Below are 26,159 nucleotides of genomic sequence, written 5' to 3'. Positions count from 1 at the left end.
CGGGGGGGCGGGGGGTGCTTCCGCGGGCCCGCCCTGCCGCGTTTCGCGCGCGGGCGCAGCCGTCCTCCTGCTGCTCCGCTCCACCTGGCTCCGGACCCCCTACTGCCCCGTCTGCGTGCGCAGCCATTCCTCCACCTCACCGACGTGGGCCGCCGCTGCCGCGCGGGCCGCTTCCGGGTCGTGCGCGGTCAGGGCGCGGAAGATCGCGGCGTGTTCGCGGCGGGTGCGGGCGAAGGCGCCCTCCTCCTGGTAGCCGCGCCAGACCCGGGCGCGGAACGTGCGTGAGGACAGGCCGTCCAGGATCGCGGCCATCGTCTCGTTGCCCGCGGCCGCCGCGATCTCCCGGTGGAAGGCGAGGTCGTGGGCGAGGATCTCCTCCGGGTCGTCGGTGGCGTTCATCGCCATCAGGTGCTTCTCCACCTCGGCCAGCCGGTCCGGGGTGATGCGCGCCGCCGCCAGCGCGCTCGCCGTCGACTCCAGGACGCGGCGCACCTCCAGCAGCTCCACCAGGCGCGGTCCGCGCGTCAGGTCGGCCACGACACCGAACGTCTCCAGCAGGTCGCCGGCCTCCAGCTGGGTGACGTATATGCCGGAGCCGTGCCGGGCCTCCAGCACGCCGAGCACGGTGAGCGCGCGGATCGCCTCGCGCATGGAGCTGCGGGAGATGCCCAGTCCGGCTGCCAAGTCGCGTTCGGTGGGCAGCCGTTGGCCCGGCTCCAGCCGCCCCTCGGCGATCATCGCCTTGATCTGCTCGATGGCGCGCTGCGTCACCGTGCCCTTCGGTCCGGCCTGCGCGGCGCTCGCCGCGCCGTCCGGCTCCGTCTGCGCCCGCTGGGCCGGCCCGGTCGCGGTCTCCTCCACGCCATTCCTCCTGTCGCCGTGCGCCGCAGTCTAACCACCGAGGTGGTCGGACCACTATGGCCGCCAGGACGGAAAAGGTGGCTCCGAAGGGTGTTGTGCGCGCCAAGTGGTCTGATAAGTATGCGGCAACTGCTCGATCTCGCTCGATGAGGAGCCGACAGATGGCCGGCACAGAAGTGCGGAACGGACGGCAAGGCAGGCGGCGGCACGGCAGGCGGACCTGTGCGTGGGCGGTGCGCGCGACGGCCGTGGCCGCCTGCGGCGCCCTGGCGCTGACGGCGTGCGGCAGCACCAAGGACAGCGGCGCCGCCGGAGCCAAGGGCGACGGGAGCGGCAGGGTCGGGGTGATCCTGCCCCTGCTGACCTCGCCGTTCTGGCAGTCGTACAACGACTACGTGCCCAAGATGGCCACGGCACAGGGCGTGGACGCGATGAAGACGGTCAACTCCAACAGCGACCCCTCGCAGCAGATCACCGACATCAACAACGAGCTGAACCAGGGCGTCAAGGGCCTGGTCGTGGCCCCGCTGGACAGCGCCGCCATCCAGGCCGGCCTCGACCAGGCCGAGCGCAAGGGTGTCCCGGTGGTCGCCGTCGACGTGGCACCGGACAAGGGCAAGGTCGCCATGGTCGTGCGGGCGGACAACGTCGCCTACGGCGAGAAGGCCTGCCAGTACCTCGGCGCGCACATCAGCTCCGGCAAGGTCGTGCAGATCATGGGCGACCTCGCCTCCGTCAACGGCCGTGAGCGCTCAGAGGCGTTCCGCGCCTGTGTGAAGAAGCACTTCCCGAAGCTGAAGGTCCTTGAGATCCCCGCCAAGTGGGAGTCCGACACCGCCGCCGCCAAACTCGACACGCTCCTGAACGCCAACCCCGACCTCAAGGGCATCTACATGCAGGCCGGCGGCGTCTACCTCGCGCCCACCCTGCAGACCCTGAAGTCCAAGAACATGCTGAGGAAGGCCGGGACGGCCGGGCACATCGCGATCGTCTCCAACGACGGCATCCCGCAGGAGTTCGACGCGATCCGCAAGGGCGAGATCGACGCCACCGTCTCGCAGCCCGCCGACGCCTATGCCAAGTACGGCATGTACTACGTCAAGGCGGCCATGCGGGGCAAGACCTTCAAGCCCGGCCCGACCGACCACGGCTCCACCATCGTGCAGCTGCCGAACGGCACCCTGGAGGACCAGCTGCCCGCGCCCCTGGTCACCAAGGACGACGTCGACGACCCCAAGCTGTGGGGCAACACGGTCAAATGAGCATCCCCGACACGGCCCCGCTGGTCGAGGCGCGGGGCGTCACCAAACGCTACGGTCCCACCGTCGCCCTCGCCGACGGCAGGCTCACCGTACGGACCGGCGAGTCCCATGCCCTGGTCGGCCGCAACGGCGCCGGCAAGTCCACCCTCGTCACCCTCCTCACCGGGCTCCAGGCCCCCGACGCGGGCGAGGTCCGCTTCGACGGCGAGAGCGCGCCCCCGCTCACCGACCGCGACGCCTGGCGCCGCAAGGTCGCCTGCGTGTACCAGAAGCCGACCGTCGTCCCCGAACTCACCGTCGCCGAGAACCTGTTCATCAACCGGCAGCCGACCGGGCGCGGCGGGCTCATCAGCTGGCGGCGGCTGCACCGGGAGGCCGCCGACCTCCTCGCCACCTGGGACGTGCGCGTCGACCCCGAGGCCCGCACGAGCGAACTCAAGGTCGAGGACCGGCAGATGGTCGAGATCGCGCGGGCGCTGAGCTTCGGCGCGCGGTTCATCGTCCTGGACGAACCCACCGCCCAGCTCGACAACCGCGAGATCGAGCGGCTGTTCACCCGCATGCGGACACTCCAGGACTCCGGGGTCACCTTCCTGTTCATCTCGCACCACCTCCAGGAGGTGTACGAGGTCTGCCAGACGGTCACCGTGCTGCGCGACGCCCGCTGGATCACCACCGCCCCGGTCGCCGACCTGCCCAAGGCGGCCCTGGTCGAGGCCATGGCGGGCGAGACGGTCACCGAGGGCGACCTCGCGCGCGAACCGGTCGCCGCCCACGCCCCCGTCGTGCTGGCGGCGCACCGGCTCACCTCGGATGCCTACCAGGACATCGACCTCACCGTGCGCGGCGGCGAGGTCGTGGGACTGGCCGGCTCCAGCGGCAGCGGGAAGGTCGAACTGGCCGAGTCCTTCGCGGGCCTGCACACCCCCAGCGGCGGCACCGCCGAACTCGACGGCCGTGCGATGCCGTTCGGCGACGTGCGGGCCGCGCTGACGGCGGGCGCCGGCTGCGTACCGCGCGACCGGCACGAGCAGGGACTGGTGGCCGGGATGACCGTCGGCGACAACGCGACGCTCAGCGTCCTCGACCGCCTCGGCCGCCGCGGCTTCGTCTCCACGGGCGCCCGGCGCGGCTTCGCCCGTGAGCTGATCGACCGCCTCGGCATCCACACCGAGGGCCCCGAACAGCCCGTGTCCGACCTGTCCGGCGGCAACGCGCAGAAGGTCGTCATGGCCCGCGCCCTCGCCCGTGACCCCCGCCTCCTCGTCCTCATCAACCCCACCGCCGGCGTCGACGTGAAGTCCAAGGAGTCCCTGCTGGCGCGCATGGACAGCGCCCGGGACGACGGCACCGCCGTGCTCGTCGTCTCCGACGAACTCGACGACCTGCGACGCTGCGACCGCGTCCTCGTCCTCTTCCACGGCCGGATCGTCGCCGAACACCGGGCGGGCTGGCGCGACCACGAGCTGATCGCCTCCATCGAAGGAGTGGACCATGGCTGACACCAAGGCGGCCCCGCCGCTCGCGCCCCCGCACCCCGCCGGCGGCGGCTCGGCCAGGACCGTCCTGCTGCGCCGGGCCCGCGAACTGGCCCTCGTCCCCGCCCTGTTGCTGCTCATGGTGCTCGGTGCGGTCGTCAACGACTCGTTCCTCACCGAACGCAACCTGATCTCCATCCTCGGCTCGTCCGCCGCGCTCGCCATGGTGGTCCTCGCCGAGTCACTGGTGCTGATCACCGGCAAGTTCGACCTCTCCCTGGAATCGGTCGTGGGCATCGCCCCTGCCGTCGGCGCCCTGCTCGTCCTGCCCACCGCCCAGTCGGGCTGGGGCACCGAACTGGCCGCCCCGCTCGCCCTGTTCGCGATCCTCGTCGCCGGCGCGGTCGTCGGCGCCTTCAACGGCCTCCTGGTCGTCAAGTTCAGACTCAACGCGTTCATCGTGACGCTCGCGATGCTGATCGTGCTGCGCGGCCTGCTGGTCGGCGCGACCAAGGGCAAGACCCTCTTCGGCATGCCCGACAGCTTCTCCTCCCTGGCCACCACCACCTTCCTCACCATCCCCATGTCGGTGTGGCTGGCCGCCGTCGCCTTCGCCCTCACCGGCCTGGTCCTCAAGTACCACCGCGTCGGCCGCGCCCTGTACGCCATCGGCGGCAACGCGGAGGCGGCCCGCGCCGCCGGGATCCGCGTGGAGCGCGTCATGCTCGGCGTGTTCGTCGTCGCCGGAGTCCTCGCCTCCGTCGGCGGCATCATGCAGACCGGCTACGTCGGCGCGATCAGCGCCAACCAGGGCCAGAACATGATCTTCACGGTGTTCGCGGCCGCGGTCATCGGCGGCATCAGCCTCGACGGCGGCCGGGGCACCATGTTCGGCGCGCTCACCGGCGTTCTGCTGCTCGGCGTGGTGCAGAACCTGCTCACCCTCGCCCAGGTGCCGTCGTTCTGGATCCAGGCCATCTACGGCGGGATCATCCTGGTCGCCCTCGTGATCGCCCGCGTGACGACGGGCCGCGCCCAGGACTGAGCGTGCAGGTGTCCCCGGCCGTGCAGGTCACCCCGCCACCGAACGAAAGGCCCCCCGTGTCCCCGACGCCCGCCCGCATCACCGCGGTCGACACCTACGACATCCGCTTCCCCACCTCGCGCGAGCTGGACGGCTCCGACGCGATGAACCCGGACCCCGACTACTCGGCCGCCTACCTCGTGCTGCGCACGGACGGCGACGACCCGGAGGGACACGGCTTCACCTTCACCATCGGGCGGGGCAACGACGTCCAGGTCGCCGCGATCCACGCGCTGCGCCACCACGTGGTGGGACGGCCCGTCGACGAGGTGTGCGCCGACCCCGGCTCGCTCTTCCGGGACCTGATCGGCGACAGCCAACTGCGCTGGCTGGGGCCCGAGAAGGGCGTGATGCACATGGCGATCGGCGCCGTCGTCAACGCCGTGTGGGACCTCGCCGCCAAACGGGCGGGCAAGCCCCTGTGGCGACTGCTCGCCGAGGCCGATCCCCAGTGGCTGGTGGGGCAGATCGACTTCCGCTACATCACCGACGCCCTCACCCCCGCGCAGGCCCTGCACTTGCTGCGCCGGGGCAGACAGGGCGCAGCCGGACGCACGGCGCGCCTCCTGGAGCGCGGCTACCCCGGCTACACCACCTCCGCCGGCTGGCTCGGCTACGACGACGAGAAGCTGACCCGGCTCGCCGCGCAGGCCGTCGCCGACGGGTTCACGCAGATCAAACTGAAGGTCGGCGCCGACCTCGACGACGACGTACGCCGCTGCCGGGTCGCCCGCGCCGTCGTCGGGCCCGGCATCCGCATCGCCGTCGACGCCAACCAGCGCTGGGACACGGCCGAGGCGATCCGCTGGACCAAGGCGCTCGCCGAGTTCGACCCGTACTGGATCGAGGAACCCACCAGCCCCGACGACGTCCTCGCCCACGCGGCCATCCGCGAGGCGGTGGCCCCGGTGAAGGTCGCCACCGGCGAACACGTCCACAACCGCGTCGTCTTCAAGCAGATGCTCCAGGCCGGCGCCCTCGACGTCCTCCAGATCGACGCGGCCCGCGTCGGCGGCGTCAACGAGAACCTCGCCATCCTGCTGCTCGCCGCCAAGTACGGCGTCCCCGTCTGCCCGCACGCGGGCGGCGTGGGCCTGTGCGAACTGGTGCAGCACCTGTCGATGTTCGACTACGTCGCCCTCACCGGCACCACCGAGGACCGCGTCATCGAGTACGTCGACCACCTGCACGACCACTTCCTCGACCCCGTCGTGATCCGCGACGGTCACTACACGGCCCCCACCGCACCGGGTTTCTCGGCCGCCATGCGCCCGGAGTCCATCGAGCGCTACACCTTCCCCGGCGGCACCTTCTGGGCTGCCGACCTCGCGCAGCAGAACCGGCCGGACCGCCACGACCAGCAGAAGGGACACGCGGCATGAGCGACTTCGACGGACTGAGGGCCCTGGTGACGGGCGGCGCCTCCGGCATCGGGCGGGCCACCGCAGCTCTCCTCGCCGAGTACGGCGCCCAGGTAGCCGTACTCGACCTCGACCCCTCGGCCGTGGACGAACCGCTGCACGCCTTCCGCGCCGACGTCAGGGACGACGCCTCGGTGCGCACCGCGGTCGAGTCGGCGGCCGACGCCCTCGGCGGCGTGGACATCCTCGTCAACAACGCCGGGATCGGCGCCCAGGGCACGGTAGAGGACAACGACGACGAGGAGTGGCGCCGCGTCTTCGACGTCAACGTCCTCGGCATGGTCCGCACCGCCCGCGCCGCCCTGCCCCACCTGCGCGCCTCCGACCGTGCCGCGATCGTCAACACCTGCTCGATCGCGGCCACCGCGGGACTGCCGCGGCGCGCGCTCTACAGCGCCACCAAGGGCGCCGTGTACTCCCTCACCCTGGCCATGGCCGCCGACCACGTCCGCGAGGGTATCCGCGTCAACTGCGTCAACCCGGGCACCGTGGACACCCCGTGGGTGGGCCGGCTGCTGGACGCCGCCCCCGACCCGGCCGCCGAACGCGCCGCCCTGAACGCCCGCCAGCCCACCGGCCGCCTGGTGAGCGCCGCCGAGGTGGCCGCCGCCATCGCCTACCTGGCGGGCCCGTTCTCCGGCGCCACCACCGGCACCGCCCTCGCCGTCGACGGCGGCATGCAGGGCCTGCGGCTGCGCCCGGTGGGACAGTGACCGCCCTCGGCCGCAGCGGCGTCGAGGTGGGCCCCCTCGGCTTCGGCGCCGCCGCCCTGGGCAACCTGTACACCGAGGTGACCGAGGACCAGGCCCACGAGGCCGTGGCAGCCGCCTGGGAGTGCGGCATCCGCCACTTCGACACCGCCCCCCACTACGGGCTCGGCCTGTCCGAACGCCGCCTGGGCGCCGCACTGCGCACCCGCCCCCGCGGCGCGTACACCGTCTCCACCAAGGTGGGCCGCCGCCTCGAACCCGCCGACGGCACCGGTGACGACCTGGGCGCCGGCTTCGCGGTGCCCGCCGACCACCGCCGCGTCTGGGACTTCACCGCCGACGGCGTCCGCCGCACCCTGGAGGCGAGCCTGGACCGCCTCGGCCTGGACCGCGTCGACGTCGTCTACCTGCACGACCCCGACGACCACGCCGAGCAGGCCTTCCGCGAGGGCTACCCGGCACTGGAGAAGCTCCGCTCCGAGGGAGTGATCGGCGCGATCGGCGCGGGCATGAACCAGTCCGCGCTGCTCACCCGCTTCGTCCGCGACACCGACGTCGACGTGGTGCTGTGCGCGGGCCGCCACACCCTCCTCGACCACAGCGCCCTCACCGACCTGTTGCCCGCCGCTCAGGAACGCGGGGCCTCGGTCGTCGTCGGCGGCGCCTTCAACTCCGGTCTGCTGGCGGACCCGCGGCCGGGGGCGACGTACGACTACGCGCAGGCACCCGCCCGGCTGCTCGAACGCGCGCTGCGCATGAGGGAGATCGCCACCGCCCACGGCATCACCCTGCGCGCCGCCGCCCTCTCCCACTGCGCCGCGCACCCCGCCGTCGCGAGCGTCCTGGTCGGCGCCCGCTCGGCCGCCGAAGTACGCGACTGCGCCGAGCAGTTCGCCGTCCCCGTCCCCGCCGCCTTCTGGCAGGAACTGCGCGAGACGGGCCTGCTGCCCCCCGAGGAGCCGTCATGAGAGTCGCCCTGCACACCAAGGTACGCGCCGACCGCGTCGCCGCCTACGAGGCCGCCCACCGAGAGGTCCCGCCGGAACTCACCACGGCCATCCGCGCCGCCGGTGCCACCGCCTGGACCATCTGGCGCAGCGGATGCGACCTCTTCCACCTCCTGGAGTGCGAGGACTACGCCCGGCTCCTCGCCGAACTGGAGGAGCTGCCCGTCAACGTGGCCTGGCAGGCGCGGATGGCCGACCTGCTCGACGTCGTCCACGACTACTCCCGCGACGGTGCCGACGCGGGCCTGCCCGTCGTCTGGGAACTGCCGTGACCGTCGACGCCCACCACCACGTCTGGGACCTGTCCGTACGCGACCAGGACTGGATCACCGGCCCCGAACTCAGCGCGCTGCGCCGTGACTTCACGATCGCGGACCTGGCGTCGCAGGCCCGCGCGGCCGGGGTCGAGCGCACGGTCCTCGTCCAGACGGTCACCGTGGCCGAGGAGACCCCGGAGTTCCTGGCCCTGGCCGAGACCCACGCGCTCGTCGCGGGCGTCGTCGGCTGGGTGGACCTCACCCGCCCGGACGTCGCCGACGAACTGGCCCGCCTGCGCGCGCTGCCCGGCGGCCGGTACCTCAAGGGCGTCCGCCACCAGGTGCAGTCCGAACCCGACCCGCGCTGGCTGCTGCGCGCCGACGTGGGCCGCGGCCTGGCCGCCGTGGCGGACGCGGGACTGGTGTACGACCTGGTCGTCGTCCCGCGCCAGCTGCCCGCCTGCGCCGAGGCGGCGGCCCTCCATCCGGGGCTGACCTTCGTCCTCGACCACCTGGGAAAGCCGCCCGTCGCCTCGGGCGGCACGGAGCCCTGGGCGGGCGCCGTCCGTGCGCTGGCCGCGCGGCCCAACACCGTCTGCAAGCTGTCGGGCCTGCTCACGGAGGCGGACCCCGCCCGCCGGACCACCGCCGACCTGCGCCCCTACGCGGACACCGTGCTGGACGCCTTCGGCCCGCAGCGGCTGATGTTCGGCTCCGACTGGCCGGTGTGCACCCTGGCGGCGTCCTACCCCGACGTCCTCACCACCGCCCGCCGGCTGACCGCCGCGCTCGGCGAGCACGAGCGCGCGGCGGTCTTCGACGGGACGGCCACCCGGGTCTACGGGCTGGCTCAGTCCAGCTCGTAGTCGAACCAGATGCGGTGCGTGCCGTCCGCGTCCACGGCCAGGCCGCCTCTGCCGCGTATCCCGGACAGCTCGTCCCTGCCGCCGGCGGGGACGACGGTGAAGAACTCCGCGCTGCGGTCGCTGCCCGTCGTCGTGGCCGAGTGGACGAAGTCGAAGGCGCCCGTAGCTCTCCTGCCACCGACCGTAGCGGGACGGTCTGACAACGGGTTCTGGTCAGGCCCGCCCCGCCGTCCCCGCCAACCGGCTCGGCGCCAGGAACTCCCGGACATACGTACGGTCCCAGCAGGCGCCGGTGGCGCGCAGTTCCCGCCAGGTCGTGTACCGGTAGCGGAACAGGCGGGCGCGGACGTAGCGCGGCGGCCGGTCGGGCGGGAAGGGGGAGCGGCGCAGCAGCCTGAGGGTGTCGCGGTCGTTCTCCAGGAGCCGCTCCACGAGCGCGCCGAACCACGGCCCGGCGTACGCGGGGGAGAGCGCGGCGAACCACATCAGCCAGTCCAGGCGCAGGTGGTACGGCGCGAACTGGCGCGGCCAGTGCCGTACGTCCCCGGGCTTGCCCCGGAACTCGTACTCCCGCCAGTCGGAGTCCTCGCGCGGCACCTCGTCCAGGGTGCCCTCGATCACCACCTCGTAGCGGACCCGGCTGACGCTGCCGAAGGCCCCGTAGGTGTTGACCAGGTGCAGCGGGTCGAAGGAACGGTTCATGACCTGGCGGCGGGAGACCATGTTCAGTACGGGGCGGTAGCTGAGCCCCGCCAGCAGCACGGCGACGGCCAGGACGACCACCTCGTACCACAGCGGTGTCGCCGGCGCCGGGGACGGCGGGGAGCCCGGCCATCGCACGGTGGACAGGGCCAGCACGACGGTGATCCAGTTCAGCCACGCGAAGTTGCCCGACAGCACCAGCCACAACTGGGTCAGGATCATCAGCGACGCGGCGGCCGTGGCGATCGGCTGCGGGGTGAACAACAGGAACGGCACCACCAGTTGCGTGACGTGGTTCGCGGCCGTCTCGGCCTTGTGCAGCGGGGCGGGCAGATGGTGGAAGAACCAGCTCAGCGGGCCCGGCATCGGCTGCGTCTCGTGGTGGTAGTACAGGCAGGTCAGGTTCCGCCAGCACGCGTCGCCGCGCATCTTGATCAGCCCCGCGCCGAACTCCACCCGGAACAGGATCCAGCGCAGCAGGAACAGCACCACCACGGGCGGGGCGACCTCGCCGTTGCCCAGGAACACCGCCAGGAACCCCGTCTCCAGCAGCAGCGACTCCCAGCCGAAGCCGTACCAGGTCTGCCCGACGTTCACGATCGACAGGTACAGCGCCCACGGCACCAGCCACAGCAGCATGCAGCCCCACAGCGGCAGCCACCCGTCCAGCCCCGCGAGCAGCACCGCCGACACCGCGCAGCCGCCCCAGGCGACCACCGCGAAGAGCCGGTCGGAGTAGCGCAGGTGGAACAGGCTCGGCGCCCGGCGGAAGGGCACCCGCGCCACGAACCGGGGGATCGGCAGCATGCCCCGCTCGCCCAGCAGCGCCCGGAACTGCAGGGCCGCCGTCAGGAACGACACGAGGTACACGGCGGCCAGCGCCCGCTGGAACACCAGCCGGCCCATCCAGTACTCGGGTGCGGTGAACCATCCCACGGCCGTGCACGCCCCTCTCCTCGCGGCTTCCCTCAGGTCCTCCTCGGGTTCCCCCGGTCCTCCTCTGGTTCCCCCGCTTCCCACTCGAAGAATCAGGCAAATGCTGGCAAGGTGGCCCCATGGCTGAACGGGGAGCGCACGCCCTGTCACTCCCGGACGACTGGCCCGCGCACCCGGATCCGATCCTGGCACTCAACCGCATGGGCAGCTTCGACTGGGACCTGGACACCGGTCTGCTCAGCATGGACGCGCAGACCCTCAAGATCTTCGATCTCACCTCCGAGGAGTACGACGGCCGCCCCGAGAGCCTGGCCCGCCGCATCCCCGGCCAGGAGGGCCGCCGCCTGGACGCCATGGTGGCCCGTGCGCTGAAGGGCGGCAGCGAGAACTACGGCACGTACATGCGCGTGCGCCGCCGTGACGGCACCCTGCGCTGGGTCCACACCCAGGGCTACATCCGCCGCGACGGGGCCGGCCGCCCGCAGCGGATCATCGGCATCATCCGGGACGCCACCGACGAACTCGACGACATCGCGGGCCGCCAGGAGCGCGTCGCCCGGGCCGTCGCCCGCCGCGAGCAGACCAACGTCGTCCAGGCCACCACGGCCGCCCTCGCCCACGCGCACACCGTCCAGGACGTCATCGACGTCGTCAAGGACAGCCACGGACTGGCCCTGCTCGGCTCCACCAGCCTGGTCCTCGGCCTCGTCGAGGCGGGCCGCATCCGGCTCGTCGCCGAGGGGCCCGAGGGCAGCTCCGTCCCCGGCACCCGCGTCACCCGGATCGACGAGCCCTACCCGATGAGCGAGGCGGTCCGCACCCTCAGCCCGCGCTTCATCGAGTCCCCGGAGGACTTCGCCGAGCGCTACCCCATCCTGTGGCCGCACATCACGGACCTGCGCATCACCTCGGCCGCCTACCTCCCGCTGGTCGCACAGGGCCGCCCGATCGGCGGCATGGGCCTGCTCTACAGCGGCCGGCACGGCTTCTCCCAGGAGGAGCGCAACGTCCTCGTCGCCCTCGGCAGCAGCATCGCGCAGAGCCTGCAGCGGGCCATGCTCTACGAGCAGGAGAAGGACCTCGCCCAGAGCCTCCAGCAGGCCATGCTGCCGCGCACCATCCCCAGCGTCCCCGGCGCCGACGTCGCCGTGCGCTACCGCTCCGGGTACGCGGGCGGCTCCCTGGGCCGCGACATCGGCGGCGACTGGTACGACCTCATCCCGCTCCCCGGCGGCCGGGTCGGCGCCGTCATCGGCGACGTCCAGGGCCACGACACGCACGCCGCCGCCGTCATGGGCCAGCTGCGCATCGTCCTGCGGGCCTACGCCGCCGAGGGCCACACCCCGGCCACCGTGATGGCCCGCGCCTCCGTCTTCCTGCACGAACTGGACACCGACCGCTTCGCGACCTGCCTGTACGCGGAGGCCGACCTGTCCACCGGCGTCGTCCAGGTCGTCCGCGCCGGCCACATCGACCCGCTGGTGCGGCACGTCGACGGCACCTGCCACCGGGTCGAGGCCGACGGTGGCCTGCCGCTCGGCCTGTCCGCCGAGTTCGGCAGCCTGGAGTACCCGGTCTGCGCCATGGAACTCGACCCCGGACAGTCCCTGGTGCTGTGCACCGACGGCCTCGTGGAACAGCCCGGCGCCGACCTCGACGACGGCATGCGGGCCCTGGTCGCGTCCATCGCGGCCGGTCCCGAGGACGTACGGGACCTCGCCGACCGGTTGATCGCCATGGCGGAGGAACGCGGCGGCGACGACGACGTGGCCCTGCTCGTGCTGCGCCGTCGCGCGCTCACGGAACGGCAGCCCGTCGGCCGGCTCCAGCAGCACGTCGCCCCCGGCGACCCCGAGGCGCTCACCGGAGCCCGGCACCTGATCCGCGCCACCGTGCGCTCCTGGGGCGCCCGCGAACGCTCCGACGAGATCGAACTCGTGGCCGACGAACTCATCACCAACGCGCTGATGCACACCGAGGGTGCAGCCGTGGTCACCCTGCGGGTGCTCACCGGCACCGACCGGCGGCTCAGGGTCGAGGTCGAGGACTCCTCCAGCGCCCTGCCGCGCCGCCGCGAACCGGGGGAGCAGGGCGTCTCCGGCCGGGGCCTGCTGCTCGTCGACCGGCTCGCCGACGTGTGGGGCGTGGAGGCGCGCGGCGGCGGCAAGTGCCTGTGGTGCGAGTTCGTCGTGGGCCGGGCGGAGTGAGCGTAGCCGGGAGCCGGGAGCCGGGAGCCGGGAGCCGGGGCCGGGGAGCATGCCTGCGCCGCGTGGCGCTGACAGCTGAGTAGGGCGCCGGTCAGTCGCAGAGCCACGACCGCCGGAACCCGCGTACGAGTATCAATGTCAGCGGCCGGTGGCACTCTGGAACCATGCCGGAACTGCCCGAGGTGGAAGCGCTCAAGGACTTCCTGACCGAGAACCTGGTCGGTCACGAGGTGGTCCGGGTGCTGCCCGTCGCCATCAGCGTCCTGAAGACCTACGACCCGCCCCTCACCGCCCTCGAAGGCCACGAGATCACCGCTGTCGGCCGGTACGGGAAGTTCCTGGACCTGGCGACCGGTGGCGGCCCGCACCTCGTCACCCACCTCGCCCGCGCGGGCTGGCTGCAGTGGAAGGACCGCCTGCCCGACGGCGTGCCCCGCCCCGGCAAGGGCCCCCTCGCCCTGCGCGTCGCCCTGGAGACCGGCGCGGGTTTCGACCTCACCGAGGCCGGCACCCAGAAGCGGCTCGCGGTGTACGTGGTGCGCGACCCGCGTCAGGTGCCGGGCATCGCCCGCCTCGGCCCCGACCCGCTGGCCGACGGCTTCGACGAGGAACGCTTCACGCGGCTCCTGGCGGGGGAGCGGCGGCAGCTCAAGGGCGCCCTGCGCGACCAGAGCCTGATCGCGGGCGTGGGCAACGCCTACAGCGACGAGATCCTGCACGCGGCGCGTATGTCCCCCTTCAAACTGGCCGCCTCCCTGACCCCGCAGGAGACCCGAAGACTGTACGAGGCGCTGCGCACCACCCTGACCGAGGCCGTGGAGCGCTCCCGGGGGCTCGCGGCCGGCCGGCTGAAGGCGGAGAAGAAGAGCGGCCTCAGGGTGCACGGCCGTACCGGCGAGCCGTGCCCGGTGTGCGGCGACACCATCCGCGAGGTCTCCTTCAGCGACTCCTCGCTGCAGTACTGCCCGACCTGCCAGACCGGCGGGAAACCGCTGGCGGACCGCAGACTCTCCCGGCTGCTCAAATAGCGCGCGGGCGGGGGCCCCGGCGGTGCGGGCGGGTCAGTGCGCGGCGAGCGTCACGAGCCGCTGCCCGGCCGCCGTACGCACCTGGAAGCGGGCGGTCCGGCCGGGACGCAGCGCCGCGGCGCCGGCCACGGTGACCGTCCGGCCCTCGCGCGGCACGGAGCGTGGCGTGGCCCGCCGGTAGAGGAGCAACTGCCGGGCGGTCGGGCCGAACTCGGTGAGGTGCGCCGGCTGGGCGAAGAGGCCAGGCGGCCGTGGGCCGGACGAGGGCGCGGGCCGCGGATCAGAAGAGGTGGATGGCGAGGTGCCCCAGGGGCAGGCCCAGCTGCCAGGCGGGCGTCCACACCTTCGGTCCCTCGTCCTCGCCGACCGCTCCGGTGCCGTCCGGCACCGCGTCCAGGTCGGGCGCGAGCAGCTCGGTCTCCTCCAGCCAGCGCCAGGCGGCCTCGGCCAGCGCCAGGTCGGGCGAGGGCGCGCCGCAGGCGTACGCGTCGGCCGTGAGACAGGCCAGGCGCTCGCGCACCCAGTCCTGCCACGGCTGGTCGTACGCGGTCAGCGACAGCCACGTCTCCAGCTGCGAGACGACCCGGATGCCCGACAGCTCGCCCCCGGTGTCGGACAGGAAGACGGTCAGCGCGAGCGCGTCCCGTCCGGCGCGGAACTCCACCGACGCAGGCGGCATCAGGTCGCCGGTGCGCAGCAGTTCCTCGGCGATGTACTCGGCGTACAACCAGGCCATCGGAACGACCAGTTCACCGCCGTCGCCGTCGCCGTCCGTGCTCTCTTGACCTCTGTGCAGCATCCCTTCCTGCCTTCCTCCGGTGCGTGCGCGTCGCTCGGCCCCGGCCCCTGGGACGGAGCCTGTGCGGAACACGGATGAGAACAGCCGATTACTCAACCGTGGTCCACAGCAAGGCGCTTTACGGAGGCTTGACCCGGGAGTCCGTTTCACCGCAGGTCGACCGCGTAGCCCGGGAGCACCCTGCGCAGGGCGCGCAGCGCGTAGTACGCGCGGGACTTCACGGTACCGGGCGGAATGCCCAGGATCTCCGCGGTCTCCGCCACACTGGCCCCGCGGAAGTACACCAGCACCAGTACTTCACGGTGCCGCGGAGTGAGTGTCTTCACAGCCCGGCGCACATCGAGCGCGGCGGCGGAGCGTTCGGCGTGGTCGGCGATCACCCGCGTGCTCTCCAGGACCGCGTCGCCCACCTCCGGCGGCCTGGCCTGCCGGGCCCGGCGCGCGTCGATGGCGAGGCGCCGGGCGACGGTCAGCAGCCAGGGCCGTACGGAGTCGAAGGCGTCGGCGCGCAGTGCCTCCGGGTGCTGCCAGGCACGAACGAGCGTCTCCTGGAGCAGGTCCTCGGCGCGCTGCCGGTCGCCCTCGCACAGGCGCAGCAGCAGTGCGAACAGGGGCCTGGCGTGCTCGCGCTGGAGCGCGGCGAGTTCGTGCTCGGCGGTCGTGCCACCGGCGGCCGTCGTCGCGGCGGCCGCGACGACGGCGGGTGTCGTACCGGCGGGCGCCGCGGGGGCGGCCCTCGTGCGGGCGGGCGCCGGCTGGGGCGGGAGGGTGGTTCCGGCCGTCATGGCCGTATCGCATCGCAGAGGGCCGTGCGGGGACAGGGCGCGCGCACCGCTGTGCGGCGGACGGTCGATCGCGTCGGCGAACGGTGCGACGAACGGTCGGCCGGCCGCCGTAGGCCTGCCCGGAGGGCACCGTTCGGACCAAGGGTGACGTACCGTCCGGGCGGGGTCGCGGAGGTCCGCCCGGCTCAGCCCCGCTCGTCGCGGCGCGGAGCCAGCGCCGACCGCTTGTACGAGTAGCCGAAGTAGATCACGCACCCGATCAGGAACCACACCACGAACCGCACCCAGGTCTGCCACTGCAGGAACGTGATCAGCCAGATCGAGAAGACGATCCCCAGGGCCGGCACGAACGGCATCCACGGGGTGCGGAAGGCGCGCGGCAGGTCCGGCTGCCTGTAGCGCAGCACGACCACCGCCGCGCACACCACCACGAACGCCAGCAGGATGCCGATGTTGGTCAGTTCGGCCGCCTCCGCGATCGGCAGGAAACCGGCGATGACGGCGGAGGCGACCCCGACGATCCACGTCACCCGGGTCGGCACGTGCCGGGTGGGGTGCGTCTTCGCGAACCAGCGCGGCAGCAGCCCGTCCCGGGACATCGAGAACCACACCCGGGTCACACCCAGCATGAACGTGAACATCAAGGTGAGGATGCCGATGATCGCGCCCACCGCGATCACGTCCGCCAGCCTGCTCAGACCCACCGACTTGAACGCGGTCGCGAACCCGCTCTCCTTGTCGATGTCCTTGTACTTCTGCATACCGGTCAGCACCAGGCAGGCCGCCACGTACAGCACCATCGCGATCACCAGCGAGTAGATGATCGCCTTGGGCATGTGCCGCTGGGCGTCCTTGGACTCCTCGGCCGCCGTCGACATGGCGTCGTAGCCGAAGACCGCGAAGAACACGGTCGCCGCGCCGGTGAACGCCCCGCTGACCCCGTACGGGAAGAACGGGTGGTAGTTCGCGCTGTGGATGTGGAACACACCCACCACGATCACCACCAGCACCACGACGACCTTCAGCACCACGACGACCATCTCGAAACGGGCCGCGTTGCGGATGCCGAGGTTCAGCAGCCAGGCGATGAGCAGGCACAGGATCGCCGCGAACAGATCGACCCTGTGCCCGGACCCGGTTCCGGGCGCGCCCAGCATCCACGTGGGGAGGTGGGCGCCCATGTCCTCGACGAGGAAACTGAAGTAGCCGGAGATGCCGATGGCGACCACCGCCACGATCGCCGTGTACTCCAGGAGCAGGTCCCAGCCGATGAACCAGCCCGCGAACTCGCCGAGGACCGCGTACCCGTAGGTGTAGGCCGAGCCCGCCTTCGGGATCAGGCCCGCGAACTCCGCGTACGACAGCGCGGCGCACGCGCTGGCCACGCCCGCGATCAGGAAGGAGACGAGGACGGCCGGACCGGCCGTGCCGTTGGCCACCGTGCCGGCCAGCGTGAAGATGCCCGCGCCGATGATGCCGCCCACGCCGATCGCGGTGAGCTGCCACAACCCGAGCGACCGTTCGAGTTTCGGTCCCTCGCCGGCTTCCGACTCCTCGATGTGTTCGATGGGTTTACGGCGGAGAATGCCCTCGCCCATACGGAGCCCGGCCATGCGCCTCACCTCTTCGCAGACGGCAATCGGCTGACGGCGGATCATGATGGCCCAGGGCCGCCGGGTACGGAAGACGCCACGCAAGCCCCGCAGGTCGCGGGGAGGGCCGGGACGGACCGCTACGGGACCACCGTCACCGGCCACCTTCCCGCCTTCACCAGGCGTACCGCCACCGAGCCGATGATCCGGTGGCCGGCCTGCTCGGAGGCGCCGACGACCACCGCGTCCGCCTTCAGCTCGTCGGCGGCCGTCACCAGGCCGTTGTACGGATCGCCGCGGAAGGTGTGGAACTCCCAGCGGACCTCGAATATCCCCTTCAACCGCTCGGCGGACGCACGGATCTGCTGGACCAGGTCCTCGGCGATCTCGTCGGTCGTCTCGGCCACCGGAGCACCCATCGCAGCCCCCGCCGACATCACCGGCTGCACGTACACGACGGCCAGCCGGGCGCCCTGACGCCGGGCCAGGCCGGCGGCGTAGGCGGCGGCCCGCATGGAGGAGTCGGAGCCGTCCACCCCGGTCACGATCACCTTCGGCCCGTCGGTGCCCCGCTCGAACCGGTCCGCCTGCCGCTCGTGCTCCTCGTGCTGTTCCGTCACGCTGAGTAGCTTATCGGAAGACCCCCCTCCGCCCCCTCCCGGGGAGCCCCGAAAACCCGGCTCCGCCGCCGTCCACGCGTACCCCGCCGACTCCGGGCCGGCGGCCGTGGCCGGCGGGCGCGCCGGGACCCGCTCCCGTGTCCCGGCGTTCCCGGTCGGGCCGCCACCCGCGTGTCCCGACGCGCCGCCCACGTCCCCCGGGTCACCCCTGCCCGGGCGGCCCGAACGGCCGTCCCCGCCCCCGTCCGGGCCTCCTTCCCGCCCCCTCCGACGGGCGCCCCCGCCGCCGTCTTCCTACAGTCGGAACCATGAGTACCAGCCCCCCAAGGCCATGACCGTCACCGTCGGCGCCGCCCCGCCCCGGGGCGGGACAGAACCCGCCCGGCCGACGGGCAGCGGCCTGCTGGGCCGGGTGCCCGAGGTGTTCGGTGTCTTCTTCGGGGCCCTCGCCCTGCTGTGCGCCCTGCTCGACCTCATCGCGCCGCTGCGCGGCCTGCTGCGGCCCGTCGTCCGCTTCCTCGATCTGCTGCTCGTCCCCGTCAGCGCCAACCTCGCCTATGCCGCGTTCCTGTTCCTGCTGGCCGGCGCGACCGCCGCCCGCAAGAAGGTCGCCTGGTGGCTGGTGGTCGTCTACCTCGGCCTGGTCATCCTCAGCGACGCCCTGGGCCTCGCACTGGGCGGGTACGCCGAGTCGCTGCCCTCCCTCGTCCTGTGCGGCCTCGCGCTGCTCCTGCTGGTCGCCGCCCGCCGCGAGTTCTACGCCGCCTCCCGGCGCGGTGCCGTGTGGCGGGCGCTGGCCGTGCTGGCCGTCGGACTCCTCGCCGCCGTCCTGGCCGGCTGGGGCCTGGTCGCGCTCTTCCCCGGCACCCTGCCGATCGGCCTGCACCTGGCGTGGTCCGCCAACCGGGTCATGGGCGGCCTGGTCTCCGCCCGTGACTTCGACGGCCGCCCGCCCCGCCCGGTCACCTTCGTGCTCGGCCTGCTCGGCGCGCTCGCCCTGCTCAACGCGGCCGCCACCCTCTTCCGCTCGCAGCGCCTGGAAGCGGCCCTGCACGGCGACGAGGAGACCCGCATCCGCGCTCTGCTGCGGGCCTACGGCGAGGACGACTCGCTCGGCTACTTCGCCACCCGCCGCGACAAGGCCGTCGTCTTCTCGCCCAGCGGCAAGGCGGCGGTCACCTACCGTGTCGAGGCCGGCGTCTGCCTGGCCAGCGGCGACCCCGTCGGCGACCGCGAGGCCTGGCCGCACGCCATCGCCGCCTGGCTGGAAGCGGCCCGCCGGTACGCCTGGACGCCCGCCGTGATGGGCGCCTCCGAGGACGGCGCCCGTGCCTACGTCCGCGCCGGCCTCGGCGCCCTCCAGCTCGGCGACGAGGCGATCGTGCACATCGCGGACTTCGACCTCGGCGGCCGGGACATGCGCGTGACCCGGCAGGCCGTGCACCGCGTCCGCCGCACCGGGGCCACCTGCCGCGTCCGCCGCCATGCCGCCCTCACCGACGAGGAGATGGAGGAGGTCGTCGACAAGGCCGACGCCTGGCGGGACACGGAGACCGAACGCGGCTTCTCCATGGCCCTGGACCGCCTCGGCGACCCGGCCGACGGCGACTGCCTGCTCGTCGAGGCCCTGAGCGCCGACGGCCGGCTGCTCGCGCTGCTCTCCTTCGTGCCCTGGGGCCGCCACGGCGTCTCCCTCGACCTGATGCGCCGCGACCGCACCGCACCCAACGGCATCATGGAGTTCATGGTCGCCGAGCTGTGCGCCGCCGCCCCCGCGCTCGGCGTGCGCCGGATCTCCCTGAACTTCGCCGTCTTCCGCTCCGTCTTCGAGGAGGGCGCCCGCATCGGTGCCGGACCGGTGCTGCGCCTGTGGCGCCGGCTGCTGCTCTTCTTCTCCCGCTGGTGGCAGCTGGAGGCCCTGTACCGGTCCAACGCCAAATACCACCCCGAGTGGTACCCGCGCTACATCTGCTACGGCGAGACCGCCTCCCTCGCCCGCATCGGCGTCGCCTCCGGCATCGCCGAGGGCTTCGTGCCCGTACCCTCCCTGCGCAAGCTCTGGGGCAAGGGACACGCCCGGTCCGGCCCCCGTCCCGCCACCACCGACCACCTGCCCCCGCTCACCGCCCTCGGCCTCGACGGGCCTGGCCCGGCCGCCCCCGACGACCCGCTCGCCGCCCTGTCCGACCAGGTCCGCGTCCGGCACGCCCGGCTGGCACGGCTGCGGGCCGACGGCACCGACCCCTACCCGGTCGGCGCCCCCGCCCGCACCCGCACCCTCGCCGAGGTCCGCGCCCGCACCCGCGCGGGCGAACAGGTCACGGTCGCCGGGCGGATCATGCTCGTACGCGACTTCGGCGGGATCGTCTTCGCCGTCCTGCGCGACTGGTCGGGCGACCACCAGCTCGCCCTCACCCGCGACGGCACCGGCCCGGACGCCCTGGACCGCTTCCGCGCCGACACGGACATCGGCGACCACATCACCGCCGCCGGCCGCACGGGCACCAGCGACCGGGGCGAACCGACCGTCTTCGTCACCTCCTGGCAACTGCTCGGCAAGTGCCTGCGCCCCCTGCCCGACAAGCACCGCGGCCTCGCCGACCCGGAGGCCAGGGTGCGCATGCGCTACCTCGACCTCCTGGCCGGCTCCGAGGCACGCGCCGTCGTCCGGGTCCGCTCCACCGCTGTCCAGGCCCTGCGCCAGGGCCTGCTGGACCGCGGCTTCCTGGAGGTCGAGACCCCGATGCTGCAACGGATCCACGGCGGCGCCAACGCCCGCCCCTTCACCACCCACATCAACGCCTACGACCTCGACCTGTACCTGCGCATCGCCCCCGAGCTGTACCTGAAGCGGCTGTGCGTCGGCGGCCTGGAGAAGGTCTTCGAGATGGGCCGCACCTTCCGCAACGAGGGCGTCTCCCACAAGCACAACCCCGAGTTCACGATGCTGGAGGCCTACCAGGCCTACGCCGACTACGACGTGATGCTCGACCTCACCCGCGAACTGGTCCAGGGCGCCGCACAGGCCGCCTTCGGCCGCCCCGTCGCCCGCAGCGACGGCGAGGAGTACGACATCTCCGGGCCCTGGCCGGTCAGGACCGTGCACGGCGCGATCTCCGAGGCGCTCGGCGAGGAGGTCGGCCCCGGCACCGCCCTGGCGACGCTGCACCGCCACTGCGAGCGCGCCGGCGTACCGTACCGGCCGGACGACGGGCCCGGCGAGATCGTGCTGGAGATGTACGAGCGGCTGGTTGAGGAACGCACCCGACTGCCCACCTTCTACAAGGACTTCCCCACCGACGTCTCCCCGCTCACCCGGCAGCACCGCACCGACCCCCGGCTCGCCGAACGCTGGGACCTCGTCGCCTTCGGCACCGAACTCGGCACCGGCTACTCCGAACTGACCGACCCCGTCGAGCAGCGCCGCCGCCTCACCGCGCAGTCGCTGCTCGCCGCCGGCGGCGACCCGGAGGCGATGGAACTGGACGAGGACTTCCTCGACGCCCTCGAGTACGCCATGCCGCCCACCGGCGGCATCGGCATCGGCGTCGACCGGATCGTCATGTTCCTCACCGGCCTGACCATCCGGGAGACGCTCCCGTTCCCGCTGGTACGGCGCCGCTGACCGGGACCGTACGGCACCGCCCGGCCACCGGCCGCCGCCAACTGGGCCGGGCGGGTGTTTTCATGCCGCCGTACCGGTGCCGCGATGACCGTCCGGTCACTGATGAGTCATGCAGAAGGATCAGTTGTTCACGCGGCGCCGGGTGTTGCTCGCCGGGGCCGCCGCCCTCGGCGCGGCAGGCGCGGCCGGCACGGCCGGCCTGCTGCTTGCCGACTCCTCCGGCACCGCGGCGGCACCCCCCGCCGCGGGCCCCCAGGCGCGCAGCGCCCTCAAGCCCTCCGCCTACCGGCTCCGCCCGCTGACCGGCGACGTCCCGCAGCGCGCCCGGCCGCTGCCCACCAAGGTGCGCACCGCCCCCATCCTGCGCTTCTCCGGCCGCGGCCACACCATGCTGCTCACCTTCGACGACGGACCCAACCCCGACTACACCCCGCACGTCCTGGACACCCTGGCCAAGTACGACATCCGGGCGACGTTCATGGTGTGCGGAGAGATGGCCGACTGGAACCGGGACCTGCTGGCCCGGATGGCCGACGAGGGCCACGTCGTCGGCAACCACACCTGGACCCACCCGCTGCTGACCCAGCTCAGCCGCAGCGAGATCCGCGACGAGATCGAGAGCACCAGCGACGTCATCGAGAAGGCCTACGGCGAACGGCCCCTGTGGTTCCGCGCCCCCTACGGCGCGTGGAACCGCAACGTCTTCGAGCTCAACGCCGAGATGGGCATGGAACCGCTGGCCTGGACCGTCGACAGCCTCGACTGGACGACGCCCGGCACCAGCACCATCGTGCGCCGCGTCGAACGCGGAGCCGCCCCCGGGGTCGTGGTGCTCTCCCACGACGCGGGGGGCGACCGCTCGCAGACCGTGCGCGCGCTGCGCACCTACCTGCCCAGACTCCTCGACGAGGGCTACCACTTCACCGTGCCGCGCCGGAAGTACACCTGAGACGGCGCGGGCCCGCCCGGCCGGGGGTGCCGCCGTGCCGCGGCGGACCCCCGCCGTTCAGCGGACCTCGGTCAGGCGGGCGAAGACGACGACGTTGCCCTGGTAGCCCGTCTGCTTGGTGTAGTCGCCGCCGCAGGTGATGAGCCGCAGTTCCGGCGTTCCCTTCGAGCCGTACACGCGGTCGCCGGGGAAGTCGCTCTTCTCGAAAACCTCGACGCCGTACACCTCGAAAACGGCGGTCGTTCCGTCCTCGCGGTGGATCTCGACGTGGTTCCCCTTCTTGAGGGCGCCCAGTCCGTAGAAGACCGCCGGGCCCATGTGGTTGTCAACGTGACCCACCACGACGGCGGTTCCCTTCTCACCGGGGGTGACGGCGCCGGTGAACCAGCCGGCCAGGTTCGGATCGTCCGGCGGCGGTGCGGCGACCCAGCCGTCGGAGTCCACACCGACCGGGGTGACGGGCGCATCGACCCGGATGAGCGGGATCGTGACGCGGTCGGGCTCCGAGTGCCCCAGGGACGGCTCGGCGGTCGTGGCCGTGGACAGCGGGGCGGAGGTCGGACGGCCGGGATCCGGCGCCGCCGCCTTCGCGGGCTGCGGCGGCCCTTGGTCGAACTCTCCCGAGCCGTTGCGGATGAGGGCGAGCCCGGCGAGCAGGACCAGCGCTATCACGCCCCAGGGGGCACGCCTGCGCCGCGGCTGCGGCTCCTCCTCTTCCGTGATCCCGGACAGCCCGCTCGCAGACATTCGCCATCCCCTCTCGATGCGGCCGTCACCGCGTCATCCGCGCATGGCAGCACGCTAAGTCCGCCGCGCGGAACCGGCGACGGGGCGAAAGCGAACGGGTGGCGGAACGCATTTCCGTGCGCCATCCGAGGCGAGCCGTACGGGGGCTTTCTGACGACCCGTGACCTGCGCCGACAACCAACGGGGTGAATTCACCGGCCCATTGGCTCACCAGGTCGGACCAGTGCCGAAATGCGTCCGGGTACCGGGCGTCCGAGGGTCTTTCCGGGAGGTGCTTTCTCGCCGATCGACCGGGTACGGGCCCCGGGGCGCCTTCCGCGGAGGAACACATGTCCGTCATTCGTACCCCCCTGGCGGTCCTGGTGGCCGCCGTGGCCGTCGTGCTACTGGCCGCCCCCGTGGCTGTCGCGAACGGCGGCGACGCCCCGGTCGGCCGGGACCTCGGGCCGGACAACGGTCGGATCGGAGGGTTCGGCAATGGCCAGGGCAGTGGGGCCGGAGGGGACGGGGGTGGGGCCGGGGGAGAGGACAGCGGCCCCGGGGACTGGTCGGGCGGCGCACAGTGCAGCGGTCCCGGCAGCGGCCCGGGCGAGGAACCCGGTGACGGTCCGGCCGGCCTCCGCAACATCTCGGTCCTGCCCAGTACCATCGCCCGCGGCGGGCAGTTGACGATCACGGTGGAGGGCTGCCGCACCGGCGGGGCCGCCACGTCACGCGCCTTCGCGACCGCACCGCTGCACCCGTCCGACGGGTCCGGCGGGACGGTCCGGGCAGTGGTGACGGTCCGTCAGGACGCGCGCCCCGGCACGTACGACATCACCGTCGACTGCGCCGGCCGCACTCTGACCCGCCCGGCGGCGTTCACCGTGGTCGGTGGCGTCCGCGCCGGTCTCGGCGCCGCCGCGGCGACCGGCGCCACCAAGGCGGACACCGTCATCGGCACCGGGCTGCTGGTCGCCGGCGTCGTCGGGGGCGGCATCTTCTGGACGCGTCGCCGTGCCGGGAAGCGGGGTTGACGCCACCGCTCCCGCCCCGCGGCCACCGCATCGGTCACCGCCACGGTTCCGCCTCGGGTGGACCTGGGCGGTGGCCGGGGCATGAACCCTGTGCCGCCCCCGCGGTCATGCCCTCGCCCCGGGCCCGCGCACGGGCCCGGCGCGAAGGCATGGAACGACGGTCCGGCAGGGGTGTCAGGCGACGCCTTCCTCACCGGTGCGGCGGCGCGAGAGGTAGTACGCCGCGCCGACCGAGCCGGCGATGAGTGCCGTGCCCATGCCGACCTCCTTCAGGTCGAAACCGGCGATGGTGCCGCCCTCGCCGGCGCGGACGCCGTGCTGGAAGTGCTCCGGCTTGCCTCCGCCCCGGCCGCCGCGGCCCCCCTCCTCGTCACCGCCGTCGTCGGAGCGGCCGCCACCGCCTCCGCCGCCGTAGGAACGGCTCTCACCGCTCCCGCCGCCGTAGGAGCCGTCACCGCCGCTGGCGACGGCCGCGGGTACGGAGAGGGTGAGGGCGCCCAGGCCCAGCAGTGCCGCCGAAACGACGCGTATTACGCGCATGGTGAATCCTCCGGTCCCCGAGGAGCAGCTGCGGACCTCTTCCGCGTGCGCCTGAAATGCACCTCGATGATCGAAACGCTAAGAACATGTCCGGCCGGGCGCGATCGCACCCGGGCGAACGGGGCAACCGTGTGGGCCGCACAGGGGACGGCGTTCCTGCGGCCGGGGGACGCGGCCGGTGGAGGCGCGCCCCCGGCCGGGGGGCGGCGGGTGAGGGCCCGTCAGCCGGTGACGCCCGGGAACATGTCCAGGAAGGGCGCCGTCGACGACGCCAGCCCCCGGCTGTAGGGCGCGTCGAAGTCCCAGATCAGGAAGAGGAGGAAGGCGATCAGCGCGGAGAAGAGTCCGGCCAGGACCAGTTCCCGGGTCGTGCGCCGGATCTGCAGCACGAACACCATCCCCACGGTGATCACGGCCCCGGCGATCAGCCCGAACCACACCACGCCCGGCATCGTCGCCCCGGTGGAGTCCGCGCGGGCCGCGCGGGCCTGGTCGGCGGCGGTGACCTGGTCGACGAGCGGCTGGTAGGCCTGCGCCTCGAAGTCCGACTTCGGCCGGTAGTCGGTGACGTCGGCGCGGATCTTCTGCAGCAGCTCGTCGCCACGCTTGGTGATCTGGCCGTGGTCCACCATGCTCTTCCACTCGGTGGTGACGACGTGTCCGACATAGGCGTTGACATCGGACCGGACCAGGTCGCGCTCCGCGGGCGGATAGACCCGGACCCGTTCGGAGATCTCGTGCAGGGCCTGCGCCTCCGCCTGGACGTGGTCCTGCGCGGCGACCCGGGCCTCCCAGACGCCCGCGATGGCCAGACCCAGCACGATGGCGTACACCACGCCGATCCACATCGTCATGTACTCGATGACGTCCGGCGTCTCACTGGGGTCGTCGTCCTCGGTCGCCGTGCGGTGCCGTACGAGGGTGATGACGACGACCACGGCGCAGGCGGCCAGCATCGCGAGGACGAGAACAAGCCATTCCGACAACAGGTGCCTCCAGGGTCAGCGCGGGCGGAGCGCGGCGACGGCGACCAGGGCGGGCACCGCGATGAGCAGGACGTAGGTGATCGGTGACGGAGCGCGCCGTGGTGCGTGCCGGTGCGGCCGGGCTTGGTACCGCGGGAAGGAGACCGGCTTCACGGACGGGCGGGGGCTCGGTGGGGTGGGCGTCGGGGTCGGGGTCGGCTCGGGAGGTGGCCGGCGGACCGGGGGCGGTGGTGCGGGCGGTGTGGGCCGGGGCGCCGGGGGCGCGGGGGCCGGGCGGGCGGGCGGCGGCGTGGGCCGCGGCTTGGGCGGTGGTGTCGGCCGGGGCGGGGGCTTCGGCGGGGTCGGTGGGGCCGGCGGAGTCGGCGTGGGTGTGGGACTCGGGCGGGGCGGCGGCGTGGGGGTGGGCGTGGGCGTGGGTTTCGGGCACGGGGGGAACGGCGGCCAGGAGCCGCCTCCGGCCACTGCCACCGCCACGTTTCCGCCCGGGCCCGTGGACGCGTAGGCGCAGGCGTCGGCGGCGGCCGGCGCGGCCGGTGCGCCCACGCACGTCCACGCCACGGTCGCCGGTGCCAACACCCTCAGCACCAGGGCCAATCGGGTCGGTCTCGGTCGATGCACGACGGAGATCATGAGCTGTTCCGGGCCCCTGCACTCCGACGCGCCGGGCGGATTGGTCCGAAG

At 73.0% G+C, this 26,159-nt stretch carries 25 protein-coding genes; 13 read left to right on the top strand and 12 right to left on the bottom strand.

What is annotated here, in order from left to right; all coding sequences use genetic code 11:
• Window positions 1–99: 99 nt before the first annotated feature.
• Window positions 100–771 carry a FadR/GntR family transcriptional regulator gene (locus ACFC02_RS11900; RefSeq protein ID WP_376355536.1) on the bottom strand — a complete coding sequence of 224 codons (672 nt, stop codon included), beginning with the start codon at window positions 769–771 and terminating at the stop codon, window positions 100–102.
• Between the two features lie 251 nt (window positions 772–1,022).
• Between ACFC02_RS11900 and ACFC02_RS11895 the strand changes: the two genes are divergently transcribed.
• Genes ACFC02_RS11895 through ACFC02_RS11860 form a run of 8 tightly spaced genes read left to right on the top strand, consistent with a single transcriptional unit; the run spans window position 1,023 to window position 8,946 of the window.
• Window positions 1,023–2,123 carry a sugar ABC transporter substrate-binding protein gene (locus ACFC02_RS11895; protein WP_376355526.1) on the top strand — a complete coding sequence of 367 codons (1,101 nt, stop codon included), beginning with the start codon at window positions 1,023–1,025 and terminating at the stop codon, window positions 2,121–2,123.
• Window positions 2,120–3,625, top strand: coding sequence for a sugar ABC transporter ATP-binding protein (locus ACFC02_RS11890; protein WP_376355524.1), 1,506 nt, complete (start codon window positions 2,120–2,122; stop codon window positions 3,623–3,625). The genes ACFC02_RS11895 and ACFC02_RS11890 overlap by 4 nt, the downstream gene beginning before the upstream one ends.
• Window positions 3,618–4,646 carry an ABC transporter permease gene (locus ACFC02_RS11885; protein WP_376355522.1) on the top strand — a complete coding sequence of 343 codons (1,029 nt, stop codon included), beginning with the start codon at window positions 3,618–3,620 and terminating at the stop codon, window positions 4,644–4,646. The genes ACFC02_RS11890 and ACFC02_RS11885 overlap by 8 nt, the downstream gene beginning before the upstream one ends.
• 56 nt (window positions 4,647–4,702) lie before the next feature.
• Complete coding sequence (locus tag ACFC02_RS11880) at window positions 4,703–6,067, top strand: L-fuconate dehydratase (protein WP_376355520.1); 1,365 nt, start codon at window positions 4,703–4,705, stop codon at window positions 6,065–6,067.
• Window positions 6,064–6,819, top strand: coding sequence for an SDR family NAD(P)-dependent oxidoreductase (locus tag ACFC02_RS11875; RefSeq protein ID WP_376355518.1), 756 nt, complete (start codon window positions 6,064–6,066; stop codon window positions 6,817–6,819). The genes ACFC02_RS11880 and ACFC02_RS11875 overlap by 4 nt, the downstream gene beginning before the upstream one ends.
• The gene (locus ACFC02_RS11870) at window positions 6,816–7,784 is read left to right on the top strand and encodes an aldo/keto reductase (protein ID WP_376355516.1); all 969 of its coding nucleotides are present in this window, start codon (window positions 6,816–6,818) and stop codon (window positions 7,782–7,784) included. The genes ACFC02_RS11875 and ACFC02_RS11870 overlap by 4 nt, the downstream gene beginning before the upstream one ends.
• Complete coding sequence (locus ACFC02_RS11865; RefSeq protein WP_376355514.1) at window positions 7,781–8,095, top strand: L-rhamnose mutarotase; 315 nt, start codon at window positions 7,781–7,783, stop codon at window positions 8,093–8,095. The genes ACFC02_RS11870 and ACFC02_RS11865 overlap by 4 nt, the downstream gene beginning before the upstream one ends.
• Window positions 8,092–8,946, top strand: coding sequence for an amidohydrolase family protein (locus ACFC02_RS11860; RefSeq protein ID WP_376355512.1), 855 nt, complete (start codon window positions 8,092–8,094; stop codon window positions 8,944–8,946). Before ACFC02_RS11865 ends, ACFC02_RS11860 begins: the two co-directional genes overlap by 4 nt.
• On the opposite strand, the gene ACFC02_RS11855 is transcribed toward ACFC02_RS11860, so the two are convergent.
• Together ACFC02_RS11855 and ACFC02_RS11850 are read right to left on the bottom strand one after the other, a co-directional pair.
• Window positions 8,931–9,149: a DUF3224 domain-containing protein gene (locus ACFC02_RS11855; protein WP_376355510.1), complete on the bottom strand. Its 219-nt coding sequence runs from the start codon at window positions 9,147–9,149 to the stop codon at window positions 8,931–8,933. The genes ACFC02_RS11860 and ACFC02_RS11855 overlap by 16 nt on opposite strands.
• Before the next feature lie 10 nt (window positions 9,150–9,159).
• Entirely contained in the window at window positions 9,160–10,584 is a 1,425-nt protein-coding gene (locus tag ACFC02_RS11850) for a lipase maturation factor family protein (RefSeq protein ID WP_376355508.1), read from the bottom strand.
• 119 nt (window positions 10,585–10,703) lie between these two features.
• On the opposite strand from ACFC02_RS11850, the gene ACFC02_RS11845 reads away from it, so the two are divergent.
• Window positions 10,704–12,791 (top strand): SpoIIE family protein phosphatase, encoded by a 2,088-nt coding sequence (locus tag ACFC02_RS11845; RefSeq protein ID WP_376355506.1) that lies wholly within the window; start codon window positions 10,704–10,706, stop codon window positions 12,789–12,791.
• 164 nt (window positions 12,792–12,955) lie between these two features.
• Window positions 12,956–13,819: an Fpg/Nei family DNA glycosylase gene (locus ACFC02_RS11840; protein WP_376355505.1), complete on the top strand. Its 864-nt coding sequence runs from the start codon at window positions 12,956–12,958 to the stop codon at window positions 13,817–13,819.
• Window positions 13,820–13,852: 33 nt separating this feature from the next.
• Here the strand turns inward: ACFC02_RS11840 and ACFC02_RS11835 are convergent, their stop codons facing one another.
• The 5 genes from ACFC02_RS11835 to ACFC02_RS11815 all read right to left on the bottom strand — a co-directional run bounded on the left by ACFC02_RS11835 (window position 13,853) and on the right by ACFC02_RS11815 (window position 17,615).
• Window positions 13,853–13,975, bottom strand: coding sequence for a hypothetical protein (locus ACFC02_RS11835; protein WP_376355503.1), 123 nt, complete (start codon window positions 13,973–13,975; stop codon window positions 13,853–13,855).
• Window positions 13,976–14,099: 124 nt separating this feature from the next.
• The gene (locus ACFC02_RS11830) at window positions 14,100–14,618 is read right to left on the bottom strand and encodes a hypothetical protein (protein ID WP_376355502.1); all 519 of its coding nucleotides are present in this window, start codon (window positions 14,616–14,618) and stop codon (window positions 14,100–14,102) included.
• Between the two features lie 146 nt (window positions 14,619–14,764).
• Window positions 14,765–15,403 carry a sigma-70 family RNA polymerase sigma factor gene (locus ACFC02_RS11825; RefSeq protein ID WP_376355500.1) on the bottom strand — a complete coding sequence of 213 codons (639 nt, stop codon included), beginning with the start codon at window positions 15,401–15,403 and terminating at the stop codon, window positions 14,765–14,767.
• A gap of 185 nt (window positions 15,404–15,588) precedes the next feature.
• Window positions 15,589–17,016 (bottom strand): amino acid permease, encoded by a 1,428-nt coding sequence (locus ACFC02_RS11820; protein WP_376355498.1) that lies wholly within the window; start codon window positions 17,014–17,016, stop codon window positions 15,589–15,591.
• Window positions 17,017–17,135: 119 nt separating this feature from the next.
• Window positions 17,136–17,615 (bottom strand): universal stress protein, encoded by a 480-nt coding sequence (locus ACFC02_RS11815; RefSeq protein ID WP_360971576.1) that lies wholly within the window; start codon window positions 17,613–17,615, stop codon window positions 17,136–17,138.
• 331 nt (window positions 17,616–17,946) lie between these two features.
• On the opposite strand from ACFC02_RS11815, the gene lysX reads away from it, so the two are divergent.
• Window positions 17,947–21,240, top strand: coding sequence for a bifunctional lysylphosphatidylglycerol synthetase/lysine--tRNA ligase LysX (gene lysX, locus ACFC02_RS11810; RefSeq protein WP_376355495.1), 3,294 nt, complete (start codon window positions 17,947–17,949; stop codon window positions 21,238–21,240).
• Window positions 21,241–21,349: 109 nt separating this feature from the next.
• Window positions 21,350–22,189: a polysaccharide deacetylase family protein gene (locus ACFC02_RS11805; protein WP_376355493.1), complete on the top strand. Its 840-nt coding sequence runs from the start codon at window positions 21,350–21,352 to the stop codon at window positions 22,187–22,189.
• Window positions 22,190–22,246: 57 nt separating this feature from the next.
• On the opposite strand, the gene ACFC02_RS11800 is transcribed toward ACFC02_RS11805, so the two are convergent.
• Window positions 22,247–22,936 carry a class F sortase gene (locus ACFC02_RS11800; RefSeq protein ID WP_376355491.1) on the bottom strand — a complete coding sequence of 230 codons (690 nt, stop codon included), beginning with the start codon at window positions 22,934–22,936 and terminating at the stop codon, window positions 22,247–22,249.
• Window positions 22,937–23,265: 329 nt separating this feature from the next.
• On the opposite strand from ACFC02_RS11800, the gene ACFC02_RS11795 reads away from it, so the two are divergent.
• Window positions 23,266–23,952: a hypothetical protein gene (locus tag ACFC02_RS11795; protein ID WP_376355489.1), complete on the top strand. Its 687-nt coding sequence runs from the start codon at window positions 23,266–23,268 to the stop codon at window positions 23,950–23,952.
• A 174-nt stretch (window positions 23,953–24,126) separates the two neighbouring features.
• Here ACFC02_RS11795 and ACFC02_RS11790 read toward each other — a convergent pair whose 3' ends face one another.
• From ACFC02_RS11790 to ACFC02_RS11780, 3 genes are all read right to left on the bottom strand, one after another.
• Window positions 24,127–24,492 carry a hypothetical protein gene (locus ACFC02_RS11790; protein WP_376355487.1) on the bottom strand — a complete coding sequence of 122 codons (366 nt, stop codon included), beginning with the start codon at window positions 24,490–24,492 and terminating at the stop codon, window positions 24,127–24,129.
• 221 nt (window positions 24,493–24,713) lie between these two features.
• Window positions 24,714–25,448 carry a DUF4239 domain-containing protein gene (locus ACFC02_RS11785; RefSeq protein ID WP_376355534.1) on the bottom strand — a complete coding sequence of 245 codons (735 nt, stop codon included), beginning with the start codon at window positions 25,446–25,448 and terminating at the stop codon, window positions 24,714–24,716.
• Window positions 25,449–25,493: 45 nt separating this feature from the next.
• Window positions 25,494–25,631 (bottom strand): hypothetical protein, encoded by a 138-nt coding sequence (locus ACFC02_RS11780; RefSeq protein WP_376355485.1) that lies wholly within the window; start codon window positions 25,629–25,631, stop codon window positions 25,494–25,496.
• Window positions 25,632–26,159 lie beyond the last annotated feature (528 nt).

The sequence above is a fragment of the Streptomyces sp. NPDC056160 genome (assembly GCF_042268205.1).
Lineage (GTDB): Bacteria > Actinomycetota > Actinomycetes > Streptomycetales > Streptomycetaceae > Streptomyces.
This window is presented reverse-complemented; position numbering and strand designations above follow the sequence as displayed.

Coding starts and splice junctions, on each gene's coding strand:
- ACFC02_RS11895 (WP_376355526.1), top strand. CDS start 1,023: ATGGCCGGCACAGAAGTGCGGAACGGACGGCAAGGCAGGCGGCGGCAC.
- ACFC02_RS11890 (WP_376355524.1), top strand. CDS start 2,120: ATGAGCATCCCCGACACGGCCCCGCTGGTCGAGGCGCGGGGCGTCACC.
- ACFC02_RS11885 (WP_376355522.1), top strand. CDS start 3,618: ATGGCTGACACCAAGGCGGCCCCGCCGCTCGCGCCCCCGCACCCCGCC.
- ACFC02_RS11875 (WP_376355518.1), top strand. CDS start 6,064: ATGAGCGACTTCGACGGACTGAGGGCCCTGGTGACGGGCGGCGCCTCC.
- ACFC02_RS11865 (WP_376355514.1), top strand. CDS start 7,781: ATGAGAGTCGCCCTGCACACCAAGGTACGCGCCGACCGCGTCGCCGCC.
- ACFC02_RS11845 (WP_376355506.1), top strand. CDS start 10,704: ATGGCTGAACGGGGAGCGCACGCCCTGTCACTCCCGGACGACTGGCCC.
- ACFC02_RS11840 (WP_376355505.1), top strand. CDS start 12,956: ATGCCGGAACTGCCCGAGGTGGAAGCGCTCAAGGACTTCCTGACCGAG.
- ACFC02_RS11830 (WP_376355502.1), bottom strand. CDS start 14,618: ATGCTGCACAGAGGTCAAGAGAGCACGGACGGCGACGGCGACGGCGGT.
- ACFC02_RS11825 (WP_376355500.1), bottom strand. CDS start 15,403: ATGACGGCCGGAACCACCCTCCCGCCCCAGCCGGCGCCCGCCCGCACG.
- ACFC02_RS11820 (WP_376355498.1), bottom strand. CDS start 17,016: ATGGCCGGGCTCCGTATGGGCGAGGGCATTCTCCGCCGTAAACCCATC.
- lysX (WP_376355495.1), top strand. CDS start 17,947: ATGACCGTCACCGTCGGCGCCGCCCCGCCCCGGGGCGGGACAGAACCC.
- ACFC02_RS11805 (WP_376355493.1), top strand. CDS start 21,350: ATGCAGAAGGATCAGTTGTTCACGCGGCGCCGGGTGTTGCTCGCCGGG.
- ACFC02_RS11800 (WP_376355491.1), bottom strand. CDS start 22,936: ATGTCTGCGAGCGGGCTGTCCGGGATCACGGAAGAGGAGGAGCCGCAG.
- ACFC02_RS11795 (WP_376355489.1), top strand. CDS start 23,266: ATGTCCGTCATTCGTACCCCCCTGGCGGTCCTGGTGGCCGCCGTGGCC.
- ACFC02_RS11790 (WP_376355487.1), bottom strand. CDS start 24,492: ATGCGCGTAATACGCGTCGTTTCGGCGGCACTGCTGGGCCTGGGCGCC.
- ACFC02_RS11785 (WP_376355534.1), bottom strand. CDS start 25,448: ATGCTGGCCGCCTGCGCCGTGGTCGTCGTCATCACCCTCGTACGGCAC.